Origin of the sequence: Nonlabens sp., from assembly GCF_965657255.1 — a bacterium.
Classification (GTDB): domain Bacteria; phylum Bacteroidota; class Bacteroidia; order Flavobacteriales; family Flavobacteriaceae; genus Nonlabens.
The window spans coordinates 1-18,556 of sequence record NZ_CBFHNM010000002.1 but is presented as its reverse complement, the minus strand read 5'-3'; the positions used below and the strand labels follow the sequence as shown (position 1 = coordinate 18,556).

Below are 18,556 nucleotides of genomic sequence, written 5' to 3'. Positions count from 1 at the left end.
ATCATGGCAACAAAAAATTTAACAATCAGATTATCAGCTCAGCTCATAGAAGCAAGTAAAGAATATGCTAAAAAGCAAGGGAAGTCTCTTAACGAAGTAATTAGAGAGTTTCTAGAAAACAATGTTAGGAAGCCTAAAAAATACGAATCCTCTGTAGATAAGCTTCTCAATTTTGCTGAAGAGCATGGTAAATATGTAGGTAAGTTTGATTTTGATAGAGATGAAGCAAATGAAAGATAGAAGTTTTATTGATTCAAATATCTTTATTTATACTCTGAACAAATCAGAAGATATCAGGTCGGAAAAGTCAAAACAAACACTTTCATTACTTCAGAAAGAAAGTAGAATAGTAATATCAACACAGGTAATTCAGGAAATTTCAAATGTTTGCATAAAAAAGCATCTACTAGATAAAAATGACTTATTAGATTATGTCAATCGATTAACTAATCTAGAAGTAGCTGTTATTAATGAGAATATAATTAAAGAAGCCATCAGAATTAAATTCAGATATCAATTGTCTTTTTATGATTCTTTAATAGTAGCTACCGCAATTGAAAATAACTGTTCACGATTATACTCAGAAGATCTCAATAACGGTCAATCCATCGAAGGCCTTCAAATCATCAACCCATTTCAAGAAAACTAATGGACGTTCAATCCCAAATCAATTCCTTACGCGATGAATTGCGTGAGCATAATTATAATTACTACGTAAACGATAATCCCACGATATCAGATTTTGAATTTGATAAAAAGCTGGAGCAATTAAAATCTTTAGAAGCTGCGCATCCAGAGTTTTATGATGCGACTAGTCCATCAGTGCGTGTAGGTGGTGAGATCACAAAGAATTTCAATACGGTAAAGCATATCAACCGTATGTACTCGCTTGATAATTCTTATTCTATTGAGGATTTACAGGATTGGGAAACGCGTATCAAGAAAATAGTGGATGGCGATATTCAATATACCTGTGAATTGAAATATGACGGAGCAAGTATCTCACTCCATTACGAAAATGGCAAGTTTGTGCAGGCGGTAACTCGTGGTGATGGAAATCAAGGTGATGATGTAACCGCAAATGTGCGCACTATAAAATCAGTGCCATTACAATTAAAAGGCGATGATATTCCTGCTAAGTTTGAAATACGTGGTGAGATTGTATTGCCATGGGATGGATTTCATAAAATGAATGAAGAACGCGCTGCGCAAGGACTCGAATTGTATCGCAATCCGCGTAATACAGCTAGTGGTAGCTTGAAGTTACAAGATAGTGCTGTTGTTGCCACAAGACCGCTGGACTGTTTATTATACCAACTTGCTGGAGATGATTTACCAGTTAAAAATCAATATGACAGTTTAACGCTTGCGCGAAAATGGGGTTTCAAAGCTCCCAAAGAATCTAAATTATTGAACTCGATAGAAGAAGTTTTTGAGTTTATTAATCATTGGGATACCGCACGCAAAGACTTGCCTTATGAAACTGATGGAGTAGTGGTAAAGGTCAATTCTCTAAGACAGCAAGAGGAACTAGGTTTTACTGCCAAAGCTCCTAAATGGGCCATGGCATACAAATTTGCAGCAGAGCAAGTTTCCACACGATTAGAAGAAATCACTTATCAAGTAGGAAGAACAGGTTCTATAACGCCGGTAGCAAATCTAGAACCTGTAGAGATATCAGGAACAACAGTGCGCCGTGCAAGTTTGCACAACGCAGACCAAATAGAAAAACTAGACATTAGAGTAGGCGATGAGGTCTATGTAGAAAAAGGTGGTGAGATCATCCCTAAAATAGTTGCTGTAGATTTAGCTAAACGCCCAGCAGATTCTGTTCCTACCGTATATGCGACACAGTGTCCAGAATGTGAAACCACCCTGGTACGAAAAGAAGGAGATGCAAAGCATTACTGTCCTAATGAAATGTCCTGTCCACCACAAGTAAAAGGTAGAATTGAGCATTTTATTTCTCGTAAAGCCATGGATATCGATGGCATAGGAGCAGAAACTGTAGGCCAATTAGTAGAAGCAGGATTGATCACTAACTATGCAGATTTATACGATCTTACCGTAGAGCAAGTATTACCGCTAGAGCGTATGGCACAAAAAAGTGCTGAAAATATGGTGCAAGGCATTGAAGCTAGTAAAAATGTTCCTTTTGAAAGAGTATTGTTTGCCCTAGGAATACGTTACGTAGGAGAAACTGTGGCAAAAAAGCTCGCTAAGCATTATAAAAATATAGATGCGTTATTAGCCTTGCCTGATGAACCACTAAAAGAAAATCTAGACTTATTTGCTGATACTACAAGTGCATCAGATAAAAAAATAGAAGAGCTTACCGCAGTTCCAGAAATAGGAATAAGCATCGCACAATCCATTGTGGAGTTTATACAAAGTGAAGATCAAATGCGATTGGTTCATAGACTTAAAGAAGCAGGATTACAATTTGCTTTAAGTGAAGAACAATTAGAAGGCCAGACCGATAGGTTATCTGGTAAAAGTTTTGTGATTTCAGGTGTTTTTGAAATGTCCAGAAATGATTTAAAGAAACTGGTAGAAGATAACGGTGGTAAAATTTCGAGTTCGATTTCTAGTAAAACAGATTATCTGATCCGTGGTGATAAAATGGGGCCATCTAAACTTGAAAAAGCAGAGAAATTGGGTGTTACGATGATCAGTCAGCAAGAGTTTTTAGCAATGTTGTAATAATATTTTAATGGTAGGGTCGTGATTTTCCGCTTTCGCGAAAGCGGAAAATTATATTTTTGTTAATTCACTTCTTCACCATGCTGACTAGCATCCAGACCACGTTCCTCCTGATCTTGTCGCACTCGAACAGGAATCAATACATCTACGATTTTATAAAACAGTATGCTTCCGCCAAAGGTGAACATGGCTACCGCAACTAGCGCAATAATATGCCACATAAATGTTTCTGTTTCACCAGCTACGAGTCCTACATCTTTTGCAAAAACAGCGGTTAATATCATACCTACCATGCCGCCTACACCATGACTAGGGAACACATCTAGCGTATCATCGATACCTGTTTTAGAAAACCATGAGATTGCAAGATTACTAGTGATGGCTGCTATAAATCCTATAAATATACTTTCTGAAATGGTTACAAACCCAGCAGCTGGCGTGATGGCAACTAATCCCACAATGGCGCCTATACAAGCTCCTAATGCGCTCATTTTACGATTTCTAAATCGTTCGTAGAACATCCAAGTGATCATGGCGGTAGCACTGGCGATATTAGTATTTGCAAAAGCGATAGCGGCATCTGCATTTGCAGCGAGCGCACTTCCTGCATTAAAACCGAACCATCCAAACCACAGCAGTCCAGTTCCTAAAATGATATAAGGAACATTTGCGGGATCATGTGTGATTTTTTTACGTTTTCCTAGATAAACTGCTCCTGCGAGCGCTGCAAAACCAGCACTCATATGAACTACAGTTCCACCAGCAAAATCTAGTACACCTAGATTGCGTAGCAATCCATCTGGATGCCAGGTCATGTGGGCAAGTGGTGTGTAGATAAATATGGTAAATAAAACCATGAAAAGAATGTAACTTCTAAAACGTACGCGTTCTGCAAAACTTCCAGAGATCAGTGCCGGCGTTATGATGGCAAATTTTAATTGAAATAAAGCAAATACTAAAAAAGGTACCGTTCCAGCAAAATCTGGATTAGGAGCAAGACCTACATCTTTAAAATTAAAATAAGTCATGGGATTTCCAATGATTCCATAATAGCTTTCTCCAAAGGCTAGTGAGAACCCAACAATTACCCATAAAATACTTACGACCCCTAGGGCTACAAAACTTTGCAACATAGTAGATATCATGGATTTTTTATTCACCATACCACCATAGAAAAAGGCAAGTCCTGGTGTCATCAACAATACAAAAGCAGATGCGATAAGCATCCACGCCGTATCACCACTATCTATGGCACTCATATCACCATTTTCTGTGTATGGCGAATTAAAAATAAGACTGATAAATACTAAAAAAGCGAGAACAAGAAAGTTTAGTTTTTTACCCATTGTGATTCTATTTGATTGTTTTTCAAATATAGGGTATGATCGGTAAAAAACTAATTTATTTTATAAACAACCCTATTTTTTATAGGGATTGATTGATTATTTAGGTGTTTTAATTTAAAAAACACCCTTAATAAATATGGGTTAAACTTCATACACAACATCTATACCTTTATCCAATTTGCCATCTTTAAGGTAAAAATCTATACGACCTAGGTTGATACCATAGCAACCTACTTGATTTACCATCACTTCTTTATCCAAGGCGTTTTTAACAATTACAGGTTCATCTAAAAACGTATGTGTATGCCCACCTATAATAAGGTCTATCCCAGATGTTGCTGCCGCAAGCGATAAGTCAGATGGTTTATCACTTCTATAGGAATAGCCTAAATGTGACATGCAAATAACGATATCACATCTTTCAGTCTCCCGTAGTGTTTTAATTTGATCTTTTGCTACCTCTATTGGATCGTTGTAAATAGTTTCTTTATACATTTTTGGGTCAACCAATCCATCAAGTTTTATTCCTACACCAAAAAGTCCGATACGTACACCATCTTTAACCATAACCTTGTAAGGCTTAGTATGTCCATCCATTATTGTATTTGAAAAATCATAATTGGATATAACAAAGTCAAAATCTGCATTAGGTAACTGCTTATACAGGCCTTCTATACTGTTATCAAAATCGTGATTTCCTATAGTCGCAGCATCATATCCCATCATAGACATTAATTTAATCTCAAGCTCACCGCCATAGAAGTTAAAATATGGTGTACCTTGAAAGATATCGCCACAATCTAGTAATAAAGTACTGGGGTTTTCAGAACGCACTTTATTAATTATGGCAGCCCTGCGAGCAACGCCACCACGACCATCATTACGACCTCCAGAAATAGGTTCGATGTGTGAGTGTGTGTCATTAGTATGTAAAATGGTAATTTTCTTAGTTCCAGGTGCTAGTTCTGGTCCAGTGAAAATACCATTAGCGAGAGCATAGTTGGACCATAAAGCCGCACCAGCCATGATGCCAGTACTTGTATTGCGTATAAATTTTCTTCTTTCCATTTTCTTGCTTTTTAATCTAGAACCTCAAATCGGTTGTCGCGTTCAAATCTAATAGTATCTACTTTCTTAAAATAATCGATTGTTGCATTACGTATTTTATAATCTATTTTTACCATCGGTGCTTCCTTAAAAAAGCTCATGTTATCACCACCACTGTATAGATAATCACTAGTTGCTACGGTATAGGTTTTACTTTTATCCAGCGGCTTATTTTGTATAGAAACTTTGTTAATGCTGTTATCTGCATTTAAAATGATTTGCATACCGTTAAATGGGTGAGCACTTTTACGATCGATAAGGTAATTGATCAATTCATTCATCTTTTCGCCAGTAAGTTCAACGATAATAATTTCATTGTCAAACGGCATGATTTCATAAGCTCTTCTCATGGTAACTGGTCCAGCAGGCAATCCTGCTCTTATGCCACCATGGTTCAATAAAACTACATCTATGTTTTTGCCAGTTCTAGATGTATAAATAGGTTCTCCTTGTTCGAGTACAATTGCGGCCAGCATGTTACCCAAAGGAGTATTGTACTTATAATCGTTTTTATTCATGGAAACAGGATTGAAACTTAATTCTTCGTCCATTTGAACGTCTAATGATTTTTTGAATGGCGCGATAAATTCATCGATTTCGTGGATGCTTTGAATAGTGGTGTCTATCTCTGTTTTGCTACCAGTAACCTTAGCTAGTCGGTAATCTTTTTGATTACAGGAAACGAGCAGGATGGTTGTTATTACTGCCGCTTTCGCGAAAGCGGAATAACCCAAAAAGCCTTTCCTTTTTTCTATCGTATATTTTTTCATAAAGCCTCTTGTTATTGTGCTATTTTTGTGAAACCATTTAAGTAGTAAAAGTACATGATTTTTGACGTTTTAAAGCAGCGATGGTTGCGCAAAGAGTTTCGTAATTTAGAAAATAGTTCTAGAGATCATCAACAATGCTGGCCTAAATCACTAGTAATCATTTTTGATGCAGATCGATGGATAGATCTAACTATTTTTGAGGAATGGTGTCAAAAGTTAAATATACCTTTTAACTGTCTGACGTTGGTAGCTTTTACTAAGGATGTTAAGAAAAAGGCGATAGAAGGTGTAACTTTATTTGATAATCACTCAATAAGATGGGCTGGTGGATTAAAAGATCCAAAGCTATCTGCCATATTGGGAAAAAAGTATGATTTACAAATTAACTACCTTGATAAACCTAGTAAGGTAATAAAATATGTGATGATGAAGATGGACAGCAATCTTAAGGTAGGATATGCTAGTCATGAAGAAATCACTTACGATCTCGCAGTTAACGTTCCATTAACAAAGCAGGAGTTATTTATCTCCGAAATTGCCAAATATTTAAAAATCTTTAATCCATAAAATGCAAGAATTAATCGGTACTGGTGTTGCTCTGGTAACTCCTTTCAACGCTCAAGGAGTAGTTGATCATGATGCGTTAACAAAAGTAGTGCACCATCAAGTTGAAAATGGTATTGACTATTTAGTTGTGCTAGGTACGACTGGAGAAAGTGTGACGCTTACTAAACAGGAAAAACAAGAGGTCATCCAGACTATTAAAATAGCTAACAGTGACCGTTTACCTATGGTAATAGGAGTAGGCGGGAATGATACGGCAGTAGTAGTTAATGAGCTTAAAACATCAGATTTATCTGGTTTCACAGCTATTTTGTCTGTTTCACCTTCATATAACAAACCTTCTCAAGAAGGAATTTATCAGCATTTTAAAGCAGTTTCTGAAGCGAGTCCTTTACCTGTGATTCTATACAATGTTCCAGGAAGAACGGCATCAAATATGTCTGTTGAAACCGTTGTAAGGCTTGCGGCATTTGATAATGTAGTAGGGATCAAAGAAGCTGCTGGTGATTTAGTTCAAGCCATGAAAATGATTCAATACACTCCAAAGGATTTTCTAGTAATTTCGGGAGATGATATGATTGCAAACGCGATGACACTAGCAGGTGGAGCCGGAGTGATATCAGTTATAGGTCAAGCGATAGCGCAAGATTTTTCTGATATGATTCGTTATGCGTTAAATGGCGATGTAGGAGAGTCGTATGAGTTGCATTATAAAATTGCTGCGAGTATTGATATGATTTTTGAGCAAGGAAATCCTGCAGGAATAAAATCATTGTTGAATCATCTAGGTTTGTGCAGCAATGAAGTTAGATTACCTTTAGTAAAGATAGATGATAATCTTAATGATAGATTAAAAACTTTTATAGATCAATACGAGAATTAGAATCCTTACGTTAAGCAGTGTGAACGTTCTTTCTTTTTCCATAGAAAAAGTTACCTTTGCCCTTCATTACAATTATTTATGAAAAACCTTCTTATTGTATTTATTTTAGTTCTTACCCTTACAAGTTGTGGTCCTTATCAAAAGGCTTTAAAATCTGAGGATAATGCTACAAAAGTTGCTATGATAGATACGCTTTTTGAAAAAGGAAAATATGGCAAAAGTCTAGCTTTATTTGATCAGATCATACCTGTGTATAGAGGTACGGATAGCGCCGCGCCTATGGCAATTAAATATGCTAAAGCTTTGTATGAAGACGAAAGCTATATCAATAGTGCCTATCAATATGAGCGATTTATTCAATCGCATCCACAAAATGAGAATGCACAGCTAGCTTTGTTTATGGCGGCAAAGAGTCATTATCAAATGTCTCCTATTTACTCCAAAGATCAAACAGATACAAAGATCGCCCTAACAAAATTACAAGAATATATTGATGTGTACCCTTCTGGGGATTATGCTCCAGAGGCTAACATAATGGTAGAAGAGTTGCGAGATAAGTTAGATAAAAAGTCATACGAGATTGCAAAACAATACCATCACTTTGGAAACTTTAGAGGTGGATATATTAATGCGATAAGTGCCTTTGAGAACTTTATTTTAGATCATCCAGGATCTGATTATCAAGATGACGCGCAATTTTATTTATTAGAATCTCAATATGAATACGGTATCAATAGCTTTCCTCAATTAGTTGCTGAAAGACTAGCAAAAGCTAAAGAATATTATGATACCTTTGCAAAACGATATCCTAATAGTGAATATAAAGAAGATGCAGACTACATACTCGCTAAAATAGAGGATTATAATTCTAAGAATACAAGTAAATAAGAACAATGGATACTAAAAATCTTACAGCTCCTAACACGACTATTACGTATAATAGAGATGCTTTAACTGCTCCTACAGGAAACATGTATGAAGCAATTTCTATTATAGCAAAACGTGCTGAGCAAATTAATACAGACGTTAAAGAAGAGCTTATAGAAAAGCTAGAAGAATTTGCTACTTATAATGATTCTCTTGAAGAAATTTTTGAGAACAAAGAGCAAATTGAGGTTTCTAAATTTTACGAGCGTTTACCTAAGCCTGCAGCAATTGCTGTTGAAGAATGGTTACAAGGTAAAATATACTTCAGAGACACTGGCGCTGCTGAAGAGTAAATCTTATAAAATGATATCAGTTTTAAGTGGTAAGAAAATATTGCTAGGTGTAACCGGTGGTATTGCTGCTTACAAAACAACTTATCTTGTGCGCCTGCTTATTAAAGCAGGCGCAACTGTTAAAGTGGTAATGACTCCTGCTGCAAGGGATTTTGTTACGCCACTCACATTATCCACACTTTCTAAGCACCCAGTTCTTACTCATTTCACTAATGAAGAAGATGAAAATGATACATGGAACAATCATGTAGAATTAGGTCTTTGGGCAGATTTAATAATTATTGCCCCTGCAACGGCAAACACCATCAGTAAAATGGTGAATGGTACGATTGATAATCTACTTCTAGCCACTTATTGTAGCGCAAAATGTTCTGTCTATTTTGCTCCAGCGATGGACCTAGACATGTACAAACATCCATCCACAACAGCAAACTTCGATAAACTAGCTTCATACGGCAATCTTATGATTCCTGCAGGAGATGGAGAATTAGCAAGTGGGCTTTCTGGTAAAGGTCGTATGGCAGAGCCAGAAGAGATTATTCAATTTATAGAACAGCATATAGAAAGTCAGCTTCCCTTACGAGGGAAAACCTGTCTCATAACGGCAGGACCAACGTACGAGGCTATTGATCCTGTGCGTTTTATAGGAAATCATAGTAGCGGTAAAATGGGTGCTGCAATTGCAATGGAGTTAGCAACTCAAGGAGCTAGAGTTCATTTAATCATGGGTCCCAGCCATGTTGTTTGTCAGCATGAATTGATTGATCGAGTCAATATAAAAAGTGCACAGCAAATGTATGATGCAGTTCATGAAATCATTAATGTGGTAGATGTTGCTATCTTTAGCGCAGCGGTTGCAGATTATAGACCGTCAAATCCTGCTGACCAGAAAATAAAAAAGAAGTCAGATACGTTAACTATAAAGTTGGTAAAAAATCCCGATATATTAGCAAGTGTAGGAGCAATGGAAAAGAAGCCGTTTTTAGTAGGCTTTGCTTTAGAAACAGATAATGAATTGGAGCACGCTTTCGCGAAAGTAGAGAAAAAACAGACCGATTTACTTATTTTAAATTCTATGCGAGATAAAGGTGCTGGTTTTGGTGTTGATACCAATAAAATTACGATTATAGATAAGGATAAAAACACCTCTACATTTGAAACTAAACCCAAAACAGAGGTAGCAAAAGATATAATTAATGAAATTATCAAAAGGATTTTATAGTCTGTTAATAGCACTATTGACAGTTTGTGTTGTAAGCGCTCAAGAATTTAATTTTTCGGTTCAAGTCAATGCTCAAAACGTTGCGCAACCGGATCAGACCATTTTTAAAACCTTAGAAACTTCATTGCAAGAATTTTTGAATAATACAAAATGGACTGATCAAAAGTTTAAGGATGAAGAAAAGATCAATGCGTCTTTAGTATTTGTGGTAACCACTTTTGATAATGACCGTTTTAGAGGGAATTTTCAAATATCAGCTTCTAGACCTATTTTTAATTCTTCTTATTCCTCTTCTATCTTTAATTTTAAGGATAATGACATTGCGTTTGAATATGTAGAGTTTGCTCCTTTTTTTTACAATGAGAATCAGTATGAGAATAACTTGATTTCTCTCATATCTTTCTATGCCTATACCATCTTAGGCATCGACGCAGATACTTTTGAACTAAGAGGTGGACAAGAGTTTCATGAAGAGGCGCAAAACATAGTGAACCTGGCTCAAGGCTCTCAGGGAACTGTTGGGTGGAAAGCGAGCGATGGTCTTATCTCTAGATTTAGACTTAACGACGACATGCTTTCTGAAACTTATAAAGAGTATCGCGAAATCATGTATGCCTATCATTTAAAGGGGCTTGATGTTTTTGCAAAGGACCCAAAATCTGGTAAGATTATTCTAAAGAAATATATACAACAATTTGAGGCTCTCAACGACCGTAGGCCTAATAGCTTATTACAACGCTCTTTTTTTGATGCTAAGGCAGATGAAATTATGAGTATTTATTCGTCTGGTCCTTCGGTAGATATTAGAGACTTAAAGGCGTCTCTGCAAAAATTAGCGCCTAATCAGTCCTCAAAATGGCGTAATATTAAAGTTTAGCTTCTTTTTTTGTATCTAGTTTTTACCTAGCTTTATACTTTATAATCTAGCAGCCTTATTGCTGCTTAAATACTGGAAACAAGTTGCTTAAAAAAATTCAAATAGAAAATTTTGCATTGATCGATTCACTAGAATTAGATCTTCAAAAAAATCTGACCATGATTACTGGTGAAACCGGTGCTGGAAAGTCTATTTTATTAGGTGCATTAGTATTGATTCTGGGTAATAGGGCAGATTTAAGTGCCATTAGGGATACATCTCGTAAATGTATAGTAGAAGCTCAATTTGAAATAACGTCCTTAGGTTTAAAGGATCTTTTTCAAGAGTTTGATCTAGATTATGAAAATGTAAGTTTTTTAAGAAGAGAGATCTTGCCTTCTGGAAAAAGTAGGGCTTTTATAAACGATACGCCAGTAACGCTTGCTGTTATGAATAACATAGGTAAGCGTCTTGTAGATATACATTCTCAACATCAAACATTACAGCTTTCTAAAGATACTTTTCAAGCAGAGGTTTTGAATGCTTATATTATCGAGGCTACAAAGAATTCTAAAGAACCTGCTTTATTAATACTTGATAATTATAAGAGAGAGTTGGTTGTTTTTAAAAATGCTCAAAAAGAGCTTAAAAAATTACAATCTCAAGAAGCCTTATTGTCTAAAGAACTAGATTATAATAACTTTTTATTAGAAGAATTAGAATCGGTGCACCTTGATAAAATTGATCAAACTGCTTTAGAAGAAGAAAATGAGCAATTAAGTAATGTAGAAACTATTACAGAAGTTTTTACAGAATTTAATACGTCGTTGAGTGAAGATGATCATGGAATCCTGGATCAATTGAGGCAGCTGCAAAATAAGTTACAAAGCATAAGTAGTTATTCAACTAATTATACATCCATAAGAGAGAGGCTATCCTCAGTATTATTAGAATTAGAAGATGTCTATGAAGAATCTTCACGAGAAGCTGACAAAGTAGAGGCAGACCCAGAAAGATTGTTGCAAATAAATACATCATTAACTATTCTTGAGAATCTATACAGAAAGCATCAAGCGGTTGATGTACCATCATTGATTCAATTGAGAGATGAGCTTGCTGATAAGGTTTTTGTTTCCCAAGGATTAGAAAAGAAGATTAAAACACAAGAAAAGCTATTACAAGAGTCAGAAAAGTCATTACTTAAAATAAGTAAGGTACTACACGACTTAAGGATAAAACATAAAGTATCCTTGGAACAAGAAATAATCCAAGTAGTAATTGAATTAGGTATGCCCAACGCTCAATTTAAAATTGAGTTGCTACCGTTGGATCATTTTGGTGATTCTGGTAAGGATATAATTCAGTTTACGTTTACAGCAAATAAAGGTTCTCAATTATTACCACTGGACAAAGCTGCTTCTGGCGGAGAGCTTTCTAGACTTATGTTAGCTATTAAATCGATACTTTCTAGATGTAAAAAATTACCAACTATCATTTTTGACGAAATTGACACTGGAGTAAGTGGTGCTATCGCTACTAAAATGGCAGATATAATGACGGTAATGAGTAAAGAAATGCAAGTGATGGCAATAACGCACTTACCACAAATCGCAGCAGCTGGAGATGATCATTTAATTGTGAAAAAGCAAACCGATGAAAAAATGACTTACAGTACTATACAGCGTCTTGATGGAGACGATAGGCTAGAGGAAATTGCCCAGATGTTAAGTGGTGGAACAATTTCTGATGCTGCAAGGGAAAATGCACGTGCGCTACTCAATTAGTTTTATATATTTGCTATTCTAATCAAGAACTATGGCTTACAATCTATTAAAAGGAAAACGTGGTATAATATTTGGCGCGTTGGATGAAAATTCTATTGCTTGGAAAACAGCACAACTTGCTCACGATGAAGGAGCAACCTTTGTATTAACTAATGCTCCTGTAGCGATGCGTATGGGGCAAATCAATGAGCTTGCAGAAAAGACAGGAAGTCAGATCATACCTGCCGATGCAACTAGTGTAGAAGATCTTGAAAACTTAGTGACTAAATCTGTAGAGATTTTAGGTGGTAAATTAGATTTTGTACTGCATTCTATAGGTATGAGTGTTAATGTGCGTAAAGGAAATGCTTATACAGATCAAAATTATAAATACACAGAAAAGGGTTGGGACGTTAGTGCAGTGTCTTTTCATAAGGTGATGCAAACGCTTCATAAAAATGACGCCATGAATGAATGGGGTAGTATTGTAGCACTAACTTATATGGCTGCACAGAGAACTTTTCCTGATTATAATGATATGGCAGATAATAAAGCATATTTAGAATCTATCGCACGTAGTTTTGGCTACTTCTTTGGAAAGGATAAAAAAGTAAGAGTAAATACCATATCGCAATCTCCTACGCCTACAACTGCTGGTAGTGGTGTTAAAGGTTTTGATGGTTTTATTAATTATGCAGAAAAAATGAGTCCTTTGGGGAATGCTACTGCTCAAGACTGTGCAGAGTATACTATGACTTTATTTTCTGATTATACTAAAAAAGTCACTATGCAAAACCTCTTCCATGATGGTGGTTTTTCTAATACCGGCGTAAGCCAAGAAGTGATTGAAAAGTTTTAATCAAATACATCAATAATAATTAATTTAAAGCCTTGTTATTGTGACAAGGCTTTTTTGTTTTTTCGCTTTCGCGAAAGCGAATTATGTTAAATTGTAATGATTAGATGTAAATATTACCTATAAAGTAATGTTAATTATAACAATAATCCTATATTGGTGCTTTTAAAATTAAATCCAAAACGAAATGAAAACAAAATTACTACTAATCGTAGCGTTTTTAGTCTCCTCATTGTCCATAGCGCAATGTGACTACACGCTAGAGCTCACCGATAATTTCGGTAATGAATGGGATTCAGGTGACAACTTAGCTGCAAATGCAGGTGTAGATGTAAGTATAAACGGAGTTGTAACTACCTATTTAGTATTAAACTCTTCTCCAAACACACCAGCAACAACAGTTGTAGAGAATTATACCATTACTGTTAATGATGGCGATGCGATTGAAATTGATTATCGTGCGACATTCTTTCCTGGTGACGCTGGTTTCAGGCTTCTTGATTCAGAAGGTATAGAGGTTTATGCTTCTCCTATAAATCAAGCATCTGCGATGGACCTTTTTGTTGGTACTGCAACTTGTCCTACTTGTTTTGCAGTTACTACGTTAACTACTAATAATATTACGGCTACCGGTGCTGATATTGGTTGGACAGCAACAGGTACAGAATCAGCCTGGGAAGTAGAGTATGGTCCTGTAGGATTTACTCCTGGTACAGGAATTACGGATAATGCAACTTCTAATCCATGGACTATCGATGGATTAATGTCAGAAACAGCATATGATGTCTATGTAAGAGCAGATTGTGGAATGGGCGATATAAGCAGTAATCAAGGTCCTATTAATTTTACAACTACAGAATCTTGTCCGGCACCTACTAACTTTGCTTCTCAAGATGAAACTGCATCTGAAATTCAATTTATTTGGGATGATAATGGTAATAGTAGCACAAACTATGAAGTTAATTATGGTGTGGCTCCTTTCAATCAAGGAGATGCAGGTGGTCAAACTGTTCAAGGTTTCTTTGGGACGTTTGCACAGATAACTGGATTAACTTCTAATACTGAATATTCTTTCTACGTTAGGTACGATTGCGGTATGAGTGATTTTAGTAGCTGGTCAGGTCCTTACACAGCCTCAACTTTACAATCATGTCCAGATATTGAGAATATCGTTTTTAGTAATATCGATCAGACCTCTGTAGATATCGCATGGGATAATGGAGGAACAGAAACTGAATGGGAAATTGAATATGGTCCAGCACCTTTAACTGCTGGTACAGGTACAACTGTAATCGCTAACACTAATCCTTTTACACTTACAGGTTTAATGTCTGGGACATCTTATGATATTTGTGTAACTGCGGTTTGTGCACCTACAGATAGATCAACCCCAGTTTGTGCAGAAGTATTGACACCAGCAGATTATTGTAACGGTGATCAATTAGTAGATAGTGGTGGTCCAACAGGGAATTATTCAGCAAACGAACTAGTTACCTATACAGTGTGTCCTGATAACACAGGAGATGTAGTCTATGTAGAATTTTTAGAATTTATTCTGGAAGATTCATTTGCAGGATGTTGGGATGATTTAACTATTTATGATGGTCCTGATACTAATTCTCCAATCATCTTAACTCCAGGTGGTGATGAAGGCTGGTGCTGGGATGTCACTTCTGGTACGGGAGATTTGACAGGAGAAACACTTATTGGAAAGCTTCCTTCTGGTTGTTTGACTTTTGTTTTTGATTCTGATGGTTCTGGTCAACGAGCTGGTTTTATCGCAGATGTTACTTGTGCTGCGCCTCCTGCTTGTCCAACACCTTTTGATGTTGTTGTTGATGGATCTACACCTACTACTGTAGATTTATCTTGGGAAGCTGGTGGAACTGAAACCGAATGGGATATTGAATATGGTGCAACTGGATTTCTTCCTGGTGACGGGACAGTTGTTAATGCAATGACTAATCCATTTAGTGTTCCAGGCTTGACTCAAAACACTACTTATGATTTTTATATTACCGCAGTTTGCGGTTCTGGTGATGAAAGTTCAGTTGTTGGGCCTATAAGTGGTATAACACAATGTGATGCTGAAACCACGCCATATAGTGAAGATTTTGAAGTTGGTTTTACCCCTACAACATCTGGTTTCCCTGGTGCTGCCGATGCTTTTGTTTCTGAAAACTGCTATTCTACTGATAACTCAAATTATGCATGGGTACTCGCTCCTGGAACTCTGACTGCTTCTGGTGGAACAGGTCCAGCCCCTTCAGTTACAACAGGGAATTATTTTTATGCGGAAGGATCTAACGGTACGGAAAATGATATTGCTGATCTAATAACTCCTCTTTTTGATTCAAGTTCGTTGACAATCCCATCTGTAGGTTTTGACTACCACATGGCTGGTGTTGATATAGGTTCTTTAGAAGTTATAGTGAGAGCATCTGGTGTGGATACCGTTGTTGGGACTATTACAGGAACGCAACAAGTGCTAGATACAGACCCTTATGTAAATTTAAATATCGCCTTAAATGCATTTGCAGGGGAAACTTTTCAAATTATATTTAGAGCAACAAGAGGAGCAGATTTTGCCTCTGATATTGCTATTGATAACGTTACGATAGCAGAGGCTCCGACGTGCCCTTCACCTTTAGGTTTAACTCTAGATGCTTCAACAGCAACTACCTTAGATTTATCTTGGACTAATGGAGGTACAGAAACTGCTTGGGAGATTGAATATGTTGATGCCGGTGAAGCTCAAGGAACAGGAACGATAGTTGCAGCTGCAACAAATCCATTTACGGTAACCGGACTTACATCAAGCACTACTTATGATCTATATTTAAGAGCGGTTTGTGCTGCTGGAGATGAAAGTGTGTGGATAGGTCCTCTTTCTGTGACCACAGATGCCGCTTGTGGCGATGTTGTGTTTGACACAGGTGGTGCTACTGGAGACTTTTCCAATAATGAAAACTATTCTATCACATACCTGCCAGAAAATGCTGGTGACGTTGTGACCTTGACATTTACTGCTTTAGATTTACCTACTACAGATATACTTTCTGTGTATGATGGGTTAGACACAGCAGCACCTGTTTTAGATGCTGATGTTAGGGCTACAGGATTATATAGAGCTACCAACCCAGACGGTGCGCTTACCATACAATTTATTTCTAATGGTTTTACTACAGGTGATGGATGGGAAGCTAACTATACATGTGCTGCGCCACCTACCTGTTTTGAAGTGACAGATATAGATGTAACAAATGTTACCACTACAACTGCAGATATCGCATGGACATCTAATGGTACAGAAATGTTATGGGATGTTGAATTTGTTGAACAAGGAAGTACACCTACGGGAACACCTACAGAATCGGCAACTACAAACCCTTACACCACTTCTTCCTTATCTAGTGGTACTTTTTACGAGGTGTATGTAAGAGCAAATTGTGGAAATGGTGATGTGAGTCTATACACAGGTCCTTTTAGTTTTTCTACAGTACCAGATTATTGTGCAGGAGATTTATTTTTAGATTCTGGTGGAGCATCAGGTCAGTATCAAAATAATGAAACAATCACTTATAATATTTGTCCTGATAATGCTGGTGATGTGGTTTATGTAGATTTCATTTCTAATCAAATGGAAGATTCATTTGCAGGATGTTGGGATGGTTTAACTATTTATGATGGTCCAGACAATACATCTCCTATTATTACGACTCCAAATGGAGCCACGGAATGGTGTTGGGACGATGGATCTGGTACTGGTGATTTAACATTAGAAATTTTAATCGGTACGAGCACATCAGGATGTTTAACTTTTGAATGGTCTTCTGATGGTTCAGGTCAGAGAGATGGATGGGAAGCAAACGTGACGTGTGCTGCGCCACCGTCATGTGATGTACCTACGGATCTTACTTTTAGTGCAGTCAATTCTTCTTCTTTTGACTTTACGTGGACGGATAATGCAAGTGCATCAGAGTTTATAGTGGAGTACAGAGAAACAGGTGCGATGGCTTTTACAACCATAACTCCTAACCCTACAACAAATAGTGTAACTATTTCTTCATTACCTTCAAATACTGAGTATGAAGTATGTGTAACTGCTGTTTGTGATCTTGCTGCAAATGATTTGTCTATGCAAGTATGCGGTACTATTTCTACCACGCCAGATTATTGTGGTGGCGATTTATTTTTAGATTCTGGTGGAGCATCAGGTCAATACCAAAATAATGAAACAATCACTTACAATATTTGTCCTGATAATGCTGGTGATGTAGTTTATGTTGATTTCATTTCTAATCAAATGGAAGATAATTCTTTTTCTGGTAGCTGTTACGATGGTCTAACTATCTATGATGGTCCAGATGCTACTTTCCCAATTATTACAACACCAAATGGAGATAACGAGTGGTGTTGGGACGATGGATCTGGTACTGGTGATTTAACATTAGAAACTTTAATCGGTACGAGCACATCAGGATGTTTAACTTTCGTATGGTCATCTGATGGTTCAAGTCAGAGAGATGGATGGGAAGCAAATGTAACTTGTGCCGCACCTCCGTCATGTGATGTTCCTACGGATCTTTCTTTTAGTGCAGTCAATTCTTCTTCTTTTGACTTTACGTGGACGGATAATGCAAGTGCATCAGAGTTTATAGTGGAGTACAGAGAAACAGGTGCGATGGCTTTTACAACCATAACTCCTAACCCTACAACAAATAGTGTAACTATTTCTTCATTACTTTCAAGTACTGAGTATGAAGTATGTGTAACTGCTGTTTGTGATCTTGCTGCAAATGATTTGTCTATGCAAGTATGCGGTACTATTTCTACCACGCCAGATTATTGTGGTGGCGATTTATTTTTAGATTCTGGTGGAGCATCAGGTCAATACCAAAATAATGAAACAATCACTTACAATATTTGTCCTGATAATGCTGGTGATGTAGTTTATGTTGATTTCATTTCTAATCAAATGGAAGATAATTCTTTTTCTGGTAGCTGTTACGATGGTCTAACTATCTATGATGGTCCAGATGCTACTTTCCCAATTATTACAACACCAAATGGAGATAACGAGTGGTGTTGGGACGATGGATCTGGTACTGGTGATTTAACATTAGAAACTTTAATCGGTACGAGCACATCAGGATGTTTAACTTTCGTATGGTCATCTGATGGTTCAAGTCAGAGAGATGGATGGGAAGCAAATGTAACTTGTGCCGCACCTCCGTCATGTGATGTTCCTACGGATCTTTCTTTT

15 protein-coding genes are annotated in these 18,556 nt (G+C 36.8%); 12 read left to right on the top strand and 3 right to left on the bottom strand.

Annotated elements, in window-relative coordinates; translation table 11 throughout:
- Positions 1 to 3 precede the first annotated feature (3 nt).
- The 3 genes from ACTF54_RS02500 to ligA are packed head-to-tail and all read left to right on the top strand — an operon-like array spanning position 4 to position 2,703.
- On the top strand, positions 4 to 240 hold the full coding sequence (locus ACTF54_RS02500) for a DUF6364 family protein (protein WP_438968669.1): 237 nt from the start codon (positions 4 to 6) through the stop codon (positions 238 to 240).
- Positions 230 to 649 (top strand): PIN domain-containing protein, encoded by a 420-nt coding sequence (locus tag ACTF54_RS02495; RefSeq protein WP_347195491.1) that lies wholly within the window; start codon positions 230 to 232, stop codon positions 647 to 649. The genes ACTF54_RS02500 and ACTF54_RS02495 overlap by 11 nt, the downstream gene beginning before the upstream one ends.
- Positions 649 to 2,703, top strand: coding sequence for an NAD-dependent DNA ligase LigA (gene ligA, locus ACTF54_RS02490; RefSeq protein ID WP_438968668.1), 2,055 nt, complete (start codon positions 649 to 651; stop codon positions 2,701 to 2,703). The genes ACTF54_RS02495 and ligA overlap by 1 nt, the downstream gene beginning before the upstream one ends.
- A 62-nt stretch (positions 2,704 to 2,765) precedes the next feature.
- Here ligA and ACTF54_RS02485 read toward each other — a convergent pair whose 3' ends face one another.
- The 3 genes from ACTF54_RS02485 to ACTF54_RS02475 form a co-directional block, all read right to left on the bottom strand.
- A complete protein-coding gene (locus ACTF54_RS02485) occupies positions 2,766 to 4,049 on the bottom strand; it encodes an ammonium transporter (protein WP_347195489.1) in 1,284 nt (427 codons plus the stop codon).
- Between the two features lie 141 nt (positions 4,050 to 4,190).
- On the bottom strand, positions 4,191 to 5,117 hold the full coding sequence (locus ACTF54_RS02480) for a bifunctional metallophosphatase/5'-nucleotidase (protein WP_438968667.1): 927 nt from the start codon (positions 5,115 to 5,117) through the stop codon (positions 4,191 to 4,193).
- 11 nt (positions 5,118 to 5,128) lie between these two features.
- Complete coding sequence (locus ACTF54_RS02475) at positions 5,129 to 5,926, bottom strand: 5'-nucleotidase (protein WP_347195487.1); 798 nt, start codon at positions 5,924 to 5,926, stop codon at positions 5,129 to 5,131.
- A gap of 54 nt (positions 5,927 to 5,980) precedes the next feature.
- On the opposite strand from ACTF54_RS02475, the gene ACTF54_RS02470 reads away from it, so the two are divergent.
- From ACTF54_RS02470 to ACTF54_RS02430, 9 genes are all read left to right on the top strand, one after another.
- On the top strand, positions 5,981 to 6,493 hold the full coding sequence (locus tag ACTF54_RS02470) for a DUF6913 domain-containing protein (RefSeq protein ID WP_438968666.1): 513 nt from the start codon (positions 5,981 to 5,983) through the stop codon (positions 6,491 to 6,493).
- 1 nt (position 6,494) lies between these two features.
- Complete coding sequence (gene dapA / locus ACTF54_RS02465; RefSeq protein ID WP_347195485.1) at positions 6,495 to 7,373, top strand: 4-hydroxy-tetrahydrodipicolinate synthase; 879 nt, start codon at positions 6,495 to 6,497, stop codon at positions 7,371 to 7,373.
- 78 nt (positions 7,374 to 7,451) lie between these two features.
- On the top strand, positions 7,452 to 8,261 hold the full coding sequence (locus ACTF54_RS02460; protein ID WP_347195484.1) for an outer membrane protein assembly factor BamD: 810 nt from the start codon (positions 7,452 to 7,454) through the stop codon (positions 8,259 to 8,261).
- Between the two features lie 5 nt (positions 8,262 to 8,266).
- Positions 8,267 to 8,593, top strand: a complete 327-nt coding sequence (locus ACTF54_RS02455; RefSeq protein ID WP_347195483.1) for a DNA-directed RNA polymerase subunit omega — start codon at positions 8,267 to 8,269, stop codon at positions 8,591 to 8,593.
- Positions 8,594 to 8,606: 13 nt separating this feature from the next.
- Positions 8,607 to 9,815: a bifunctional phosphopantothenoylcysteine decarboxylase/phosphopantothenate--cysteine ligase CoaBC gene (gene coaBC, locus ACTF54_RS02450; protein ID WP_347195548.1), complete on the top strand. Its 1,209-nt coding sequence runs from the start codon at positions 8,607 to 8,609 to the stop codon at positions 9,813 to 9,815.
- Positions 9,790 to 10,692: a DUF4835 family protein gene (locus ACTF54_RS02445; RefSeq protein ID WP_347195482.1), complete on the top strand. Its 903-nt coding sequence runs from the start codon at positions 9,790 to 9,792 to the stop codon at positions 10,690 to 10,692. The genes coaBC and ACTF54_RS02445 overlap by 26 nt, the downstream gene beginning before the upstream one ends.
- 83 nt (positions 10,693 to 10,775) lie before the next feature.
- On the top strand, positions 10,776 to 12,455 hold the full coding sequence (gene recN, locus ACTF54_RS02440; RefSeq protein ID WP_438968665.1) for a DNA repair protein RecN: 1,680 nt from the start codon (positions 10,776 to 10,778) through the stop codon (positions 12,453 to 12,455).
- Positions 12,456 to 12,486: 31 nt separating this feature from the next.
- The gene (locus tag ACTF54_RS02435; RefSeq protein ID WP_347195480.1) at positions 12,487 to 13,293 is read left to right on the top strand and encodes an enoyl-ACP reductase FabI; all 807 of its coding nucleotides are present in this window, start codon (positions 12,487 to 12,489) and stop codon (positions 13,291 to 13,293) included.
- 184 nt (positions 13,294 to 13,477) lie between these two features.
- Positions 13,478 to 18,556 (top strand): fibronectin type III domain-containing protein (locus ACTF54_RS02430; RefSeq protein WP_438968664.1); only part of this gene is annotated, 5,079 nt, incomplete at its 3' end.

Coding starts and splice junctions, on each gene's coding strand:
- ACTF54_RS02455 (WP_347195483.1), top strand. CDS start 8,267: ATGGATACTAAAAATCTTACAGCTCCTAACACGACTATTACGTATAAT.
- ACTF54_RS02460 (WP_347195484.1), top strand. CDS start 7,452: ATGAAAAACCTTCTTATTGTATTTATTTTAGTTCTTACCCTTACAAGT.
- ligA (WP_438968668.1), top strand. CDS start 649: ATGGACGTTCAATCCCAAATCAATTCCTTACGCGATGAATTGCGTGAG.
- ACTF54_RS02500 (WP_438968669.1), top strand. CDS start 4: ATGGCAACAAAAAATTTAACAATCAGATTATCAGCTCAGCTCATAGAA.
- ACTF54_RS02480 (WP_438968667.1), bottom strand. CDS start 5,117: ATGGAAAGAAGAAAATTTATACGCAATACAAGTACTGGCATCATGGCT.
- dapA (WP_347195485.1), top strand. CDS start 6,495: ATGCAAGAATTAATCGGTACTGGTGTTGCTCTGGTAACTCCTTTCAAC.
- ACTF54_RS02475 (WP_347195487.1), bottom strand. CDS start 5,926: ATGAAAAAATATACGATAGAAAAAAGGAAAGGCTTTTTGGGTTATTCC.
- ACTF54_RS02445 (WP_347195482.1), top strand. CDS start 9,790: ATGAAATTATCAAAAGGATTTTATAGTCTGTTAATAGCACTATTGACA.
- ACTF54_RS02485 (WP_347195489.1), bottom strand. CDS start 4,049: ATGGGTAAAAAACTAAACTTTCTTGTTCTCGCTTTTTTAGTATTTATC.
- ACTF54_RS02495 (WP_347195491.1), top strand. CDS start 230: ATGAAAGATAGAAGTTTTATTGATTCAAATATCTTTATTTATACTCTG.
- ACTF54_RS02470 (WP_438968666.1), top strand. CDS start 5,981: ATGATTTTTGACGTTTTAAAGCAGCGATGGTTGCGCAAAGAGTTTCGT.
- ACTF54_RS02435 (WP_347195480.1), top strand. CDS start 12,487: ATGGCTTACAATCTATTAAAAGGAAAACGTGGTATAATATTTGGCGCG.